Origin of the sequence: Desulfosarcina ovata subsp. ovata, assembly GCF_009689005.1 — a bacterium.
GTDB classification, from domain to species: Bacteria; Desulfobacterota; Desulfobacteria; order Desulfobacterales; family Desulfosarcinaceae; genus Desulfosarcina; species Desulfosarcina ovata.
Genome location: NZ_AP021879.1, coordinates 1695154 through 1708499 on the forward strand (window position 1 = coordinate 1695154; position 13346 = coordinate 1708499).

A 13346-nucleotide genomic window follows, 5' to 3' on the forward strand; every position below is an offset into this window, starting at 1 on the left:
CGAAACAGTTGTTGTTTGCGATATGATATTTGTCATCAATTGGTGGCCGTCTCCAACTTGTCCGGTCGAACAAAAGGATCCCCCAGGGTTACCCGCTCTGAAGGAGTCATTTGCAAATACCGACGACGGGCAACAGGAGAAATAATGCTGCCATCCCTGTATTTTCCAGCAGAGTATGGGATATTTCCGTAGGGATAAAGGATCGTTTTGGCCGCCACCGTCCCCCTGTATCCTGCAAGCAGACTACCGAGCTCGGAGTTTGGAGGCACATTAGCATGGCGTTCCGTAAAATATGACAACCGATGTGGATCCTCCAGGTCGTATCCGCTGAAATGAAAAAAGAGCAGCGGTCCGTCATCAGTCATCCATTGTTTCTCCCGACACCATAATTTTCGCTGCCCGATATTCCAGTACGCCATGTTCCAAGCGTCACTTCGCACAATTTTGGTATCATCCACAAATGAAGGTCCGGCAGAAGCCCACAGCTGATCGACGAAATACGAATAATCGGGTTCCATAATACAGCCTTCCACCAGCTTATCCGCCCACCAGTGCAGAAATTCGGTCGCCTGGAGGGTGGGGCGAATGGCTATGAAGCCTAAGTTAAACTGGCCGGCATGGATGCACAGTCGAACCGGCGGGAAGAAACCATCTTCTTTCCGCGGTTTAGTGATATGAGGCGTAAGCAAAAGATCATGCAGTGCCGTCATTTCTTCAAGTTCAATCGTATCTGAAAAGATCTCGATATCCGGATCGAAGTAGATGACAGCATCGTATCCAAGTTGCATGAGTTTTAGAATTGCGAATGGCTTTAGCGCCGTATTAAATTCGGTAATATTGTAGTAAAAACTCATATCAAACAGGGTTGGGATCTCAAGGCTTGAAGCACGGTGCAATGTAATACCATCGATGGGGGTAACCCTGTTGCATGTCTCATCGTTTTCCGCCAGCACCATATGCAAATCGCACTTCGAACCATTTTTCCGGATGGAATCGAGCAGCACCATGGCCCGGGGGATGTAATTTGCGCTATTGATGGTCATGTAGGCAATCTTCATGGACACTCCGCTTTGTGAAAAGTATCAGCGGCAATAGACACGACGCATTGGGCAAACAAGTCAACATATCTTTCCTCACTGAAACTGGACCGGATCCTCCTCATACCGCGTTCGCCCATCAGCTGCCGCCTTTTAGGATCATTAGCCAACGAGACCAGACATTCACTCATGGCTCGGGTATCACCAATCGGGAACAGATAACCGGTTTTGCCATCCTCTATCAGTTCCTCCACACCTCCGCTTGCCATCGCTACAATTGGAAGCCCAAGATGCATTGCCTCCTGTACAACCAACGGGAAAGCTTCTGACCTGGATAGTACAACTACAATATCAGCTCCTTGCATAAGATGTTGTACATCGTCTCGATGGCCAAGGATGGCGAATTTGTTTTCCAAATTATATTCCTTAATTGAACGGCGAAAGGCAGTTTCAGCCCCTCCATCCCCTCCAATCACAGCGAAACGGATCTCAGATGCATCGTGGATGACATGGCGAGCGCAATCCACAAGTGTCATGACGCCTTTGTGCTCATTCAGAACTCCGACAAAGCATACAATGACATTCTCAGTGCTAAAACCTGTGATAATGGTAAGGTCGGTTCGCGCTTCAATCGGATCCCCCCTATCTTTAAAGCGAATTCCCGTGTGAATGACCTCAAGTCTACATGTTTCAGCAACATGCGGAGCAAACTGGCAGATATCCATTTGTACCGCCTTGGAAACACAAACCATGGCATTGGATAATTCCGCCATCTGAGTCCAAACATCCGACAGGGACAACGGAGTACGTAGCGCCGTGTATCTGCTCAGGATTTCGTGGATATACCACAGGTGAGGTAGGCCGACCTGCCGTGCGGCATCCGCTGCATCGCGAATAACACTTGTGTTGCTCACAACAACTTCGGCTCCACATTCGCACATCAGAAGCGCTAATTTCTCAACCCGTTCGCTCCGTCCGAACGGATAGTCCCTAAGTTGGTCTGGGTTACCGATCCACCACCGCAATGGTGACCGAAGGACCGTCACGCCTTCCTGACGCAGTTTGTCTTCCATGGGACCGCCTTCTTCCGGGATTACCACGATCGGATCAACCAGGCCAGAAGCATGAAGGTGGGTCACAAGACCGATGAGCAGATTTTCAGCCCCATAGCCCGTATTGGCAGTATGGGAGGCAAAAATCGTCCGGACGGGCGCATGTGAGGAAGCTAAGCGCATTTTTACTTTTATTGAACCTTTTTCAGTCGATTGTTTTCTCAATTGCAGGCCGGACGGGTTCTGGCCCGAAAAATTAAATCCGGAAGAATGAGATTGTGAAAGCACCGGTCTTTTTCTTCCACATAAAGCGCCGGCTGTCGCCGGATAGAATGAGGGTTTTCTGTCAGCTCTTCATAAGCACGCTCGAAATATCGGATCAGCTTCTCTTCATTCCAAAAGGAGAGAAGCCATCGGTAACCGGCCTGACCGATTGTTTCGCACGCGTCCGGGTTCTCAAGCAAATACAAGAGAACCGTTTCGGCATCCTCCAAACGTACGTTCACAAATGGACAATGCTCAGATCCGGAAAAATATCGAAGCAGATATTGACACCGTTCATCGAGAAAACTCAGTACAGGTTTCCCCTGGGCCAGGCCTTCCAGTCCGGTCAGGTGATAGCTCCCGGTGACCAAATCATCGATAACAATCCGGGCCCGCTGCTTGGCTCTCAAGACCTCGTCTAAAGGCCGCCCCGACATGATCTTGAAGGTGCATCCGGTACGCTCTGCTACCCGGTGGATAAGCCTGGTCACTTCCGGTGCCGCTTTGGTATCCCATCTGCGCTCGAAAGCCCCGACGCTTTTTGTCGGACTGAAAAAAAGGTCGAATTCGGTTTCCTGATCTGGAATGGGGGAATACAACGGATCGGAGTGCGGCACCATATTGGGCACCACATGGGATCTGGCGAAAAACCGCTCCGGATATTGAGCGATCACCAGGGACGGCAGTGTGCATGCGAGTAGTTTTTCCTCGGAAATGCCCATCTGCTCAGCAATCCAATCTGGGGTCGAATGATAATGTCGGACAATCCGTTTGCCGGCTTTAAGCAATTCTCCAAAATCAATAGGAGCAAACTGATGCGAGTCGTAGTCGAGATAATTATGCAAATGAAGGATATCTGCTTCATTTGCCAAACGATTAGCTTCATCCGGCGTTTCATCAAATACCACGTCATGGTCATAGAGTCCAAACCGCTCCAGGTCCACCAACCTGGCTTCGACATCTGTCAGGCGATTTAAGGCCTGGACGAGCCGGATAGGGGCACCGGCCAAAGGCGTTACGGAAAAATGAACGACTTTTGGCTTTATAGCTGACATAAACTTCGAATTATTCGGTTTCTTGTTTGATCTTCACACCGATACTGGAAGTTACCGTAAACGATGGAGCGAAGCAGATATGCCGCCTGGACTTTTTCATCCTGATGCAAAATCGGTCTTATTTTTTCAGACACAGCATTAATTGTGAACTTTTTCTTCTTCATTATAATACGTTCCGGTCTTTATCACCCTTCACCCATCACCTCTGCCCTATTCCCCCATTACCCGCCTTATCTAACAGGGCATTTTTTACATTGCCGTATTTCTTTTTCCGTATTTACCGTTTCCCTTATTTTGGTTGCCAACGGACCGAACCAGCAGTCATCGAAACTCTTCTCATTCAGATTGCCAAGAGATGGACTTCCGAAACAGCATAGGGAAACGTTTCCATTCACATCCACAAAACATGTATTCCAAGGCCGTCTGCATTCATCTCCGCCCCTTCTTTCCGGTTCAATTATTTTCATATGCCTCTTTGCTTTTAAAATAGAGACTTTTGCCTCTTCTTTGCATATTTCTTCAGAGCTTTTAATGGCCGGGTTATTATACACGGGATAGAATGTATTGATACAATCAACACCATTCGAAGCCGCCCAGGCGGCAAGTGTTGGCAACGTATCAACAGTAGATTTTGTCAGCAAAAAATTGATTTCTATGTGTGGAGTCAAATTGCCTGTTTCAGTTTTGCAGGATTGAACCCGTTCGATCCCTCTCAACACTTTCTCCAGCGAAAAGCCCCTCATCTCTCTGTAAGCATCTTCTGTTCCACCGTCAACGCTCACAATAAGCCGGTCTACGTTTCTCACAATATTTACCGCTTGTTCAGGAGTAATCAGCGTGCCGTTTGTAATAATTTTGAATTTGCATCGGTCACTGAAAGGCAAATCGTATAACTTCTTCAGATCATACAGAAGTGGTTCACCACCGATGGGATGAAACCAGTCGAGATGGAAATATACATGGCGCATTTTATCCAGGATAGACGGATTTAAATCCGATCGATATTCCGATTGAAAGCAAAGTTTACATCGAAGATTACACCGGCTGGTAACCATAACGGTGAGTTGTTTCGGATAATCAACCTTTGTCATTACCTATTGTCGCCCCCCCCCCCCTTGCCTGTTATTAATATAGCTCCGCTTCCTCGATTACAATGCATCAAGGGAATAATGCGGCAGAATTCTATACTCAATAAAATAGATAGGATATTCTTGGAATACGTTAGACGGCCTTACAGTTCCTGAGCTTAGCCGAAGCCCTACGTTCACTCTCGTAAATCTGTTTGACACCATCACCCATGGCCTTTTCAATGATACGAATGTCTCTGACCATCTGCCTTAACTGTGGCGGATCCAGGGAAATCGAGTGGTCGCTGCCCCACATGGATCGATCCAGCGTAATATGGCGCTCAATAATAACAGCGCCCAAGGCAACGGCTGCCAGTGTAACGGCGAAACCAATTTCATGGCCGGAGTAGCCGATGGGACATCTGAACTCTCGCCTAAAGGCATCGATCACACGCAGATTAATCTCTCCCGGATTAAACTGATAACTGCTGGTAGTATGCAAAATGAGTAGTTTTTCTTCTTCGAAAAAACCGACAGCACGTCTGATTTGTGACATCGATGACATTCCGGTTGAAAGCACAACCGGTTTGTTTTTCTTTTTCAAGTAATAAAGCAAAGCCTCATCGGTCAGGCAGGCCGAGGCGACCTTATAGGCAGGCAAAGAATATGCATCCATGAAATCAATAGATTCAATATCCCAACAGGAAGCGAGCCATGGGATTTTCTTTTTTTTGCAGTATCGATCAATCTCACCATATTCCACTCGGCCGAATTCAACCCGGTGCCGATAGTCGATGTAGCTCATCACACCCCATGGTGTCTCACGTTGCAGGCATTTTTGCTGCGGTGGAACACAAACATCCGGTGATCGTTTTTGAAACTTTACCGCATCGCAACCTGCAGACACGGCAATATCGATCAGTTGCCTTGCAATATCCAAGTCACCATTATGATTAATCCCGATCTCAGCAACAATGAAAGTGGGCTGATCATTACCGATGATTCGGCTTCCTATTTTTATGTAATTTGTTTCAGGCATAATCGTCCGGATCATATAAACTGCTGTTAATTCAGTGTACGGCCAATTTTTATCAACGTGATCGATAAAGGTAGCAGGGCAACTTCAGAATTAATCAGTACCAGCGCCTAAGTTTTGAGATGATCCCCTTTTCTCTCTCCCACCATATATTGGTCTCATGCCTCCAAAACCACGGGATGCTCAGATAATCGTTTGATTTTGACTTTACTTGGAACAAGCGTCTTAACGGAAGTATAGATCTCTTCCTGCTTTCCGAAAGAGGTAATTACCACTGCATCCGGATGCATCCACTGCAGGGTATCAGGGGCCTGAATAACCAACCCATTGAATAGTTTGCCTTGTTTTTTTTCGTCACTGTCGACAACCGCATCAACCACCAGGGGCGTCTGCTTTATGGCCGCATAAACCACCTCTGCTGTTTCCGCAACGCCGAAAAGCACGACTGAACGGACCCCTTCCATGAAAAATCCCATTAAAATTTCAGATATCTCAGTCTTTACCGCACCATAAAGTCTTACAATTTCGGCTGAGTAGGCCAAAAAAGCTTCTCTAAGTGACTTGTGCCCTGCATCCGTCAGATGATAGGTCTGATTCCGGTTGGTGGTTCCTTCAACGCGGATCAACCGTTCCTCATGCAGGCGTTTGATATAATTGTTCACCATGGAACTGCTCAGGTGTGTCTGCCGGGCTATCGCGTGTTGACTCTTATTTGGGGATCCATTGATTGCCAACATTACCGATAAACGCCTAAACAGTTTTGTTGGAGATAGGAACCGTGAATCAAATGGGGAGATCATTATCCCTCGCAAAATGGCCGCATGAACGGCCGGTCATTCATCCGTTCAATAAATGGACGATTATCAAATTTGTTACCTGTCCGTCAATCTTTTTAACTCAGTAACGACTATTTTTACTATAGATTCCCAATTGTCCGGAGTCTGTTGCCGGAAAAGTCGCATCGTCGGATACCAGGGAGAATCGTGTTGTTCCATCATCCATTTCCAATCCGCGGCGTATGGCAAAATCACCCAAACCGGCTTTCCCATGGCGCCCGCAAGGTGGGCTACCGACGTATCGACGCTGATGACAAGATCAAGGCAATCGATAACAGCGGCGGTATCAGCAAAAGATTGAAAATCCGGTCCCAGGTTAATAAAGCCTGTCGGCAAATGATCCGCCTGAACGGCATCGTCGCCTTTCTGCAACCCGAAAAGTCGCACGTCCTTAAGGTTGCAAAGTGGCAGCAGCCTCTCCGCCGGACAGGATCGATTGTTCGCATTGGTTGATTTGGCAGCCCAAACCAGACCTACTTTTAGCTCAGGCCCTTTTGCTCGATCCACCCAGTCTCTTCGTTTATCATCAGACGCGTACAAATAGGGCACGGTTACGGGAATGGTTTCAAGGGTGGTCTCAAACACCCTAGCCAAACTCATCAGTGGAATATACCAGTCATACTCGATATCTGGAGGTGATTCGAACGACATGCTCACCAACGAATCCACGCCGTCAACCGACTTCATCAAATCGAAAAGTTCGGATCTGACCTCAAAGATTACTTTTCCTCCCAGCGACTTGACTTGCTTCAGATACCTTGCGAACCAGATGGTATCACCAAACCCCTGTTCGCTGTGAACGAGAAGTGTTTTCCCGGAAAATGCTCGTCCATCCCATCGACGGCCTTTCAAACAGTGAGGGTAGACCCGCTTCCAGATATCCCTCTTAAAGCGCCACTCGTATGCGTCCCATCCCTCTTTAAACCTGCCGAGCGATAACAATGAAAGTGACCGGTTGAGCTGGGCATCAAAATGGTGAGGATCCAACATGATCGCCTTTTCATAATAACGAATAGCTTCCATGGGACGATTTTGATCCTGATGGAATTGTCCCAGATTATGGTAGGCGTCGGCAATGGGTGGATGGTACTCGACCGCCTTGCGAAAATAGTGGGCGGATCTTTCTTCTCTTTGCTGGGATTGATAAACAAGGCCAATATTGTAGTTTACACTTGTATTATGCGGCGCGAGGGTTAACGCACGTTGATATTGATTGAGCGCAAGCTCGAAAAAGGACGCATCCCGATAGAGATTGCCCAAGTTGTTAAGTGCCTCTATCAGTTCGGGTGCCATCGAAATGGCTTTTTTAAAGCAGGCTTCGGCGGCATCACATTCATCCTGTTGTTGGTATGCCAAACCTAAATTATTGAACAACTGGGGAACTTGCGGGTTGATACGGATGGCTTTTTGATAACAAATGACGGCTTGACGACAGTCTCCCCGTTCGCGCAGCAAGTTACCCAGACTGCAAAGTGCTTCAATCATATTGGGTGCAAGCTCAAGGGCCTTTTGATAACAGTTCATTGCTTCCTGAGTTTTTCCTTCGGACTGTAACGTTTCCCCCAAGCTCACATAAAATACCGGGACATTGTTTTCTAACCCGATCGCTCGCTGGATCAGCGACCTCGCTTCTCCCAACGCTCCCTTCTCACGACAAACAAGCCCCATGAGATGAAGTGTATTGGCATGCTCGGGGAAGGCCTCCAAAATCAGCTGATACAGCTTTCCAGCCCCATCCAGGTCGCCATCATTGTGCATCTTGACGGCCGTTTTAAACATGGTATTCAGGCCACTGGTTTTTTGTTCTTTCGGACTCACGCCATTATCCCCGTATTTATGCTATTCATTTTTGTCTCATTCCGTCGAAAATATGACGTTGTTATCCAGTTAATTGACATTTATGCTGTTTAAGCCAATGTTTTCCTGTCGGTAGTGTGTTTCAGTTTCCAAGACGATGCCGTGATATTGCTCTCCCCATCATCGCGGTCTTTAAGGGTATTTCTTCATGTGGATTCATGTGTCCCAAGTATGCAATCTTTTGGCCTGAAGCTTGCAAACGATGTACCACAATTACATTGTAGTGACAGATTGATAGTCAATGCGTCCGTATGGTGATTTTCCGGTTGCTCACAAAACGCTATGGGTGTCGTAAATTGTTATTTTAACTATTCGTAACAACTCACGTTGAAGGGCAGAAATTATGCTTCCATTGCAGAAAGCGATTCCAGGAGTTGAGGACTACAGTAAAATGAAAATTTTGGGATCGGGGATGAGTATCAACAAGTATGGTTTGAAGGATATCTATGAATCCAATGCTTTTTATGTCGTCCTCAACAATTTCGATGTGGTCCAGGGTCTATACAAAATTACTGATTCACCGATATTATTTTTCGCACACGATTACCACAGCAATCGATTTGATCGGGTGATCGCCAAGAGTGATAAAAACAAATTGAAGGAATATTTATGGCAGAACAATGTCTATACTTTTCTCCATAAAAAAAACATCAACCAACAGAACAGCACATCAGAGATAAATTACCCTGCCGATCGGTTGTCGTGGATCAAAAATTTGAAATACTACATAAAATCACAAAGCAATATCGAGTATTTCGAGAAATCCACCGATTCCCTGTTGGGTTTTTCGTCAAGCCTGCACTCACCGTTATCCCTGCCCATTGGAAATGATTTCATTGCAGAGGTAAATCTTTATGGGATGGATCTTTATATATACCAAAACACACTAAAATTTGACAATTCAGAGGTAGGGGCGCATGCGGGCCTCATTTTCAATGCAAACCGAATCCTGCTTAAATATCTATCCGGAAAACGTCCGGATCTGAAGGTTGCTTTCTTTAATTAGTTTAATCATACTCAATTCACAGTCTTATTTTTTATAGTTTATGGGAATCAGAAAGGTTTAAAGCAACATGATATGTCATCACTACAAGTGCATTTTTATTCATGTTCCAAAAAATGCAGGTCAAAGTGTAGAACATATATTTATCAATCTATTAGGGCTTAAATGGAAAACTCGTGCTCCGCTTTTACTAAGATATAACGATATGCCGGAACTTGGACCACCTCGCCTTGCACACCTGATGGCGGATGAATATGTTCGATTTAAATATTTGACGCAAGAAATGTTTGATGATTACTTCAAGTTTGCTTTTGTCAGAAATCCATGGAGCAGAGTGGTTTCTTTTTACAATTATTTAGGATATAATAAAATATGTGATTTTAAAACTTTTTTAATGAAGGATTTTAAAAATAAAATATTTAAGGAAAAATATTGGTTTGTCCGGCCACAAAACGAATTTCTATTTTCTTCAGATGGAAGATGTTTAGTAAATTTTATAGGTAAGTTTGAAAACATACAGGAGGGGTTCAATTATGTTTGTGAACAAATCAAAATTCCTAAAACTCAGTTACTTCACATCAATACATCCTCTAATAATACTGATTGCTTTGATGGAAAAAAAGATAATGGGAAAAAATTAAAACTGGTTAGATACCAATCTTATTACGACAAAGAATCATTTGAATTTGTATTTTCTATATACAAAAAAGACATAAATATTTTTAACTATAATTTTTTGAATTAATAATGGCAAGATTAGAAAATAACGCAATTTCAGTTGTCACCAAAACTATGGAAATAATCCTATAAATTATCAATTATACTTATTAAATATCATTATTTTTTATCTTATCTAAACAGCAATACTGTAATAAATTTTTTGTGTCTAACCCTATTCTGATTCTTTCAAATGCCGTAATAAAAACTTCCCCTTTATAAGAAAGCAATGCTTGGTAAGTACTGTTATAGTATTGGAACATTCGTTGAGCTGATGCGTTTGTTTTATTCATATTGCTCTGAACAGCATCAACGACATTTCGCATGACAAAAACGGTCCGAACCCGATTCATACCAACTATTTCCGAAAGCGTATTCAAGCAATAGACACTCTTTGGATATTTAAGGATTATAGGAGTGTTTAAGCTCTGCTTATTAATATAATTAATAAACTTTTCGACACTGTTCGATGGTGCTTTGAGTGCTGGAATCTTAATTAACTCAATACAACAATTCTTAAAATAGGTATTTTCATATTTGATATATGGGGTCGGTTCATTTTTGCTAATGTCGTACTCTCCTGGGTATGCTCCATTATCCACAAGGAATTTAGCGATACAGGATGTTCCGGAGTGATTCATTCCACAAACAATGATTATCGGTGCTTTTTTCATTAATCTCCCTTTGGTATTCTTAGGCTGTCTCTGATCGCATTTTGATTCAGCATACAATATGAATTTATTCCTCAACGAAACTATTATTTTATAGTCATTATGTTTACCAGCATTTTGCAACCATCTTTTCAAGCGTTTCTTCTAGTTCCTTCACATTTGAAATGTTTTCAAACAAAATAGATGACTTCGATTCAATCTCTCTGCATATTGAATCTTTCCATGATAAATCGTTCGCCATTCGTATTGCCAACTCAACATATTGGTTCATATCGCTGGCAACGCACGTCATGATGTTCATCTGTTTGTAAAAACCGTACGTCAGCCTGCCGGGAAGCATCGGACTGGGCCAGGTAACAACGGGCACCCCCATGGCAAAGCACTCAAGGCTGGTATTCCCGCCGCTGAAATAAATCGAATCAATCACCGCGTCAGCCATTAAAAAAAGAGCAACAAATTGGTCCCTATCCAGTGATGGAATGAAATACACCCTGTCGGTCAGCGGTCCCAAAGTCCGCCGGAACCTTTCTATCAGCAGGGTCTTCCATTGGTGATACTTCCCCTCCATCAGCAAAAGGATACCATCGTTGTCCCTGCGAAGAATTTCAGCAATGGCGGCATCATGCTCCGGATGAATTTTAAATGGACTCTGCAGACAGGCGTACAGTTTTGCCGACTCAGGCAATCCGTATTCGTTCCTATTGGGGATTGTTCCTGGCTTTTTGGGGCGATAATAATAGTACCCCGTCGATTCCAGCTGGATCAATTCTTCCGTATAATAGTCTTGGGCATTGGCGGGTTCGGATGCGGCATGGGATATAAAGTAATCGATGGTTGGAACGCCTGATGTAACCGGAAAACCTTTTTTACATTGAACCGGTGCCATCCGTGAAAAAGAAAGGTAATAGGTCAACGGGTGCATACCGATTTCTGGAAAAAACAGAACATCCAGCTCACATCCGGCGATGTACTCACGATCGGCTTTCAAATTCTTTTTCAGTATTACAACCTTATCCGCACTGGCGTGTATGGCTTGGGCGGTTTCGTCTGAGTGGCGATCAAAACGAAAAACAACCACTTCAAATTTTGTTTTGTCGATATTTTCTATTATCCCGCGATAAAGCCGACCAATGGTATGATCACGAAAAAAATTACTTAGAAATCCAATCCTGATCTTTCCCGAGACACAGGTCCTTTTTAAGTTAGGCGCGGTCCAGATAAGATCAGGGCATATCCGTCTATAAAAATCGTATATTTTATGCCTTAGTTGCCGCTCATCCTCCCTTCCGTGAAGAGCAACAATAAAATTGGAAAGACCGATCTGCTCATTGGCGTCGGCCAAAGTCTTTCCGGTTGACGCCAATTCGTATAACTCTTTCTCAAATTTCTGGCGGGTATGATCGATAGATGGGTTGGAAGGATAGATGATTGGCAGCAGCATCGTCTTTTTTACACGGGCACCCAAATCATCCTTCATCTCCAAAATTGAATCCAAACAGGAATGGGATGATTGGATATCGCCGAGCTCTCGATAAGCGATTGCCAAATTGGTAAGCGCCGCCTCCGATCGTTTATCGTGCTTGAGGGCCTTTTGGTAATTCAAAATGGCTTCTTCCATTGATTCCATTATTCGGTATGCATTACCAAGGCTGATATATGTACTCACCATTCCAGGATCAATGGCCAGAACTTTTTTAAAAATATCGATCGCCTGTCGAATTTCACCTGCTGATAGAAGCACCCTCCCGATAAGGTATAATGTTTGTGGGTCATTCGGTGAAATCGCATCCGCCCGAGAGAGACAATTTATCGACTTTTCATAATTTTGGTCTCTTAAATAGAGTTTTCCAAGGTTAATGAGAATAGGAAGTGAATCAGGCTGAACTTCAATGGCTCGCTCATAAAGTCGAATCACCTCTTTTTCATACCCTTGGTTTAACAGGACATTTGCCAAATTTACATAAGCATCCGAAGACTGAGGAGAAATGGAAATAGCTTTTTTGTAGCACGCAATGGCGCCTTTCACGTCACCCGATTTTTGCGTTGCGACACCTAAGTTGTTTATGGCATCGTAAAAGTTCTTTTTTAAGTTAATTGCGCGCCTATAACACATCGAGGCAAGATGGAACTCTTTTTTTTCAAGCCATGCATTGCCCAGACAAAAATGAAAGTCTTCTCTTTTTCCATCTATTTCAATTGCCCGTTGATAGCATGAGATTGCTTGGTCTACTTTTTTGTTAACCAAGAATACCTTCCCTAAAAGAGCCCAGGCATCGCCCCATTCGGGATCGATTCGAATCGCATGATTTAAAACATCTTCAGCTTCTTCCCATTTCTCATGATTGACATAAGTTATTGATAAGTTATATAAGAGCTGAGTATTTGACGGAAATTTCGAGAGTCCTTGCCGATAAACCCGAACCCCGTGATTATAATCACCAGTCTCAAGGTAGGCGTTTCCCAGATCCAAATAGTAGAGCGGTTGCTCGGGATTCCCGATGATGGCCGCTTGAATCAACGGGATTGCCGCCTCAGCCCTCCCCATATCGTACTGTAAAATTCCAAAAAGATGCAGTGCTGCAGGATAGTTGGGCGAAACTGACAAAATATCGGCATACAACTTACCCGCTTTTCGAAAATGCCCGCTTTTGTGAAGAGTTAGCGCCTTTTCTAACGTGGTTTGAAGGCTTTCATCAGATTCTTGGAAGTGATGAATGTCGATCGTCTCTTTCTTCCCCATATTTCGAAAAT

At 44.2% G+C, this 13346-nt stretch carries 11 protein-coding genes; 2 read left to right on the forward strand and 9 right to left on the reverse strand.

Annotated elements, in window-relative coordinates:
* Positions 1–35 precede the first annotated feature (35 nt).
* The 7 genes from GN112_RS07625 to GN112_RS07655 all read right to left on the reverse strand — a co-directional run bounded on the left by GN112_RS07625 (position 36) and on the right by GN112_RS07655 (position 8165).
* Positions 36–1058: a glycosyltransferase family protein gene (locus tag GN112_RS07625; protein WP_155309664.1), complete on the reverse strand. Its 1023-nt coding sequence runs from the start codon at positions 1056–1058 to the stop codon at positions 36–38.
* The gene (locus GN112_RS07630) at positions 1055–2377 is read right to left on the reverse strand and encodes a glycosyltransferase family 4 protein (protein WP_155309665.1); all 1323 of its coding nucleotides are present in this window, start codon (positions 2375–2377) and stop codon (positions 1055–1057) included. Before GN112_RS07630 ends, GN112_RS07625 begins: the two co-directional genes overlap by 4 nt.
* Complete coding sequence (locus GN112_RS07635; RefSeq protein WP_155309666.1) at positions 2311–3300, reverse strand: glycosyltransferase; 990 nt, start codon at positions 3298–3300, stop codon at positions 2311–2313. The genes GN112_RS07630 and GN112_RS07635 overlap by 67 nt, the downstream gene beginning before the upstream one ends.
* Before the next feature lie 338 nt (positions 3301–3638).
* Entirely contained in the window at positions 3639–4499 is an 861-nt protein-coding gene (locus tag GN112_RS07640) for a radical SAM protein (RefSeq protein WP_155309667.1), read from the reverse strand.
* Positions 4500–4629: 130 nt separating this feature from the next.
* Positions 4630–5529 (reverse strand): N-acetylneuraminate synthase family protein, encoded by a 900-nt coding sequence (locus GN112_RS07645; protein WP_155309668.1) that lies wholly within the window; start codon positions 5527–5529, stop codon positions 4630–4632.
* A gap of 140 nt (positions 5530–5669) precedes the next feature.
* Positions 5670–6311: a winged helix-turn-helix transcriptional regulator gene (locus tag GN112_RS07650; RefSeq protein ID WP_155309669.1), complete on the reverse strand. Its 642-nt coding sequence runs from the start codon at positions 6309–6311 to the stop codon at positions 5670–5672.
* A 72-nt stretch (positions 6312–6383) separates the two neighbouring features.
* Positions 6384–8165, reverse strand: a complete 1782-nt coding sequence (locus GN112_RS07655; RefSeq protein WP_155309670.1) for a tetratricopeptide repeat protein — start codon at positions 8163–8165, stop codon at positions 6384–6386.
* A 382-nt stretch (positions 8166–8547) separates the two neighbouring features.
* On the opposite strand from GN112_RS07655, the gene GN112_RS07660 reads away from it, so the two are divergent.
* Positions 8548–9210 (forward strand): hypothetical protein, encoded by a 663-nt coding sequence (locus GN112_RS07660; RefSeq protein WP_155309671.1) that lies wholly within the window; start codon positions 8548–8550, stop codon positions 9208–9210.
* A gap of 67 nt (positions 9211–9277) precedes the next feature.
* Entirely contained in the window at positions 9278–9952 is a 675-nt protein-coding gene (locus GN112_RS07665) for a sulfotransferase family 2 domain-containing protein (RefSeq protein WP_155309672.1), read from the forward strand.
* Positions 9953–10034: 82 nt separating this feature from the next.
* On the opposite strand, the gene GN112_RS07670 is transcribed toward GN112_RS07665, so the two are convergent.
* Together GN112_RS07670 and GN112_RS07675 are read right to left on the reverse strand one after the other, a co-directional pair.
* Positions 10035–10598, reverse strand: a complete 564-nt coding sequence (locus GN112_RS07670; protein WP_155309673.1) for a hypothetical protein — start codon at positions 10596–10598, stop codon at positions 10035–10037.
* Between the two features lie 103 nt (positions 10599–10701).
* A complete protein-coding gene (locus tag GN112_RS07675) occupies positions 10702–13335 on the reverse strand; it encodes a tetratricopeptide repeat protein (protein WP_155309674.1) in 2634 nt (877 codons plus the stop codon).
* Positions 13336–13346 lie beyond the last annotated feature (11 nt).

What these genes read in the sequence shown, in the direction of transcription:
- GN112_RS07625 (WP_155309664.1), bottom strand. Translation starts at nt 1,058, where the DNA reads ATGAAGATTGCCTACATGACCATCAATAGCGCAAATTACATCCCCCGG.
- GN112_RS07640 (WP_155309667.1), bottom strand. Translation starts at nt 4,499, where the DNA reads ATGACAAAGGTTGATTATCCGAAACAACTCACCGTTATGGTTACCAGC.
- GN112_RS07645 (WP_155309668.1), bottom strand. Translation starts at nt 5,529, where the DNA reads ATGATCCGGACGATTATGCCTGAAACAAATTACATAAAAATAGGAAGC.
- GN112_RS07650 (WP_155309669.1), bottom strand. Translation starts at nt 6,311, where the DNA reads ATGATCTCCCCATTTGATTCACGGTTCCTATCTCCAACAAAACTGTTT.
- GN112_RS07660 (WP_155309671.1), top strand. Translation starts at nt 8,548, where the DNA reads ATGCTTCCATTGCAGAAAGCGATTCCAGGAGTTGAGGACTACAGTAAA.
- GN112_RS07665 (WP_155309672.1), top strand. Translation starts at nt 9,278, where the DNA reads ATGATATGTCATCACTACAAGTGCATTTTTATTCATGTTCCAAAAAAT.
- GN112_RS07670 (WP_155309673.1), bottom strand. Translation starts at nt 10,598, where the DNA reads ATGAAAAAAGCACCGATAATCATTGTTTGTGGAATGAATCACTCCGGA.
- GN112_RS07675 (WP_155309674.1), bottom strand. Translation starts at nt 13,335, where the DNA reads ATGGGGAAGAAAGAGACGATCGACATTCATCACTTCCAAGAATCTGAT.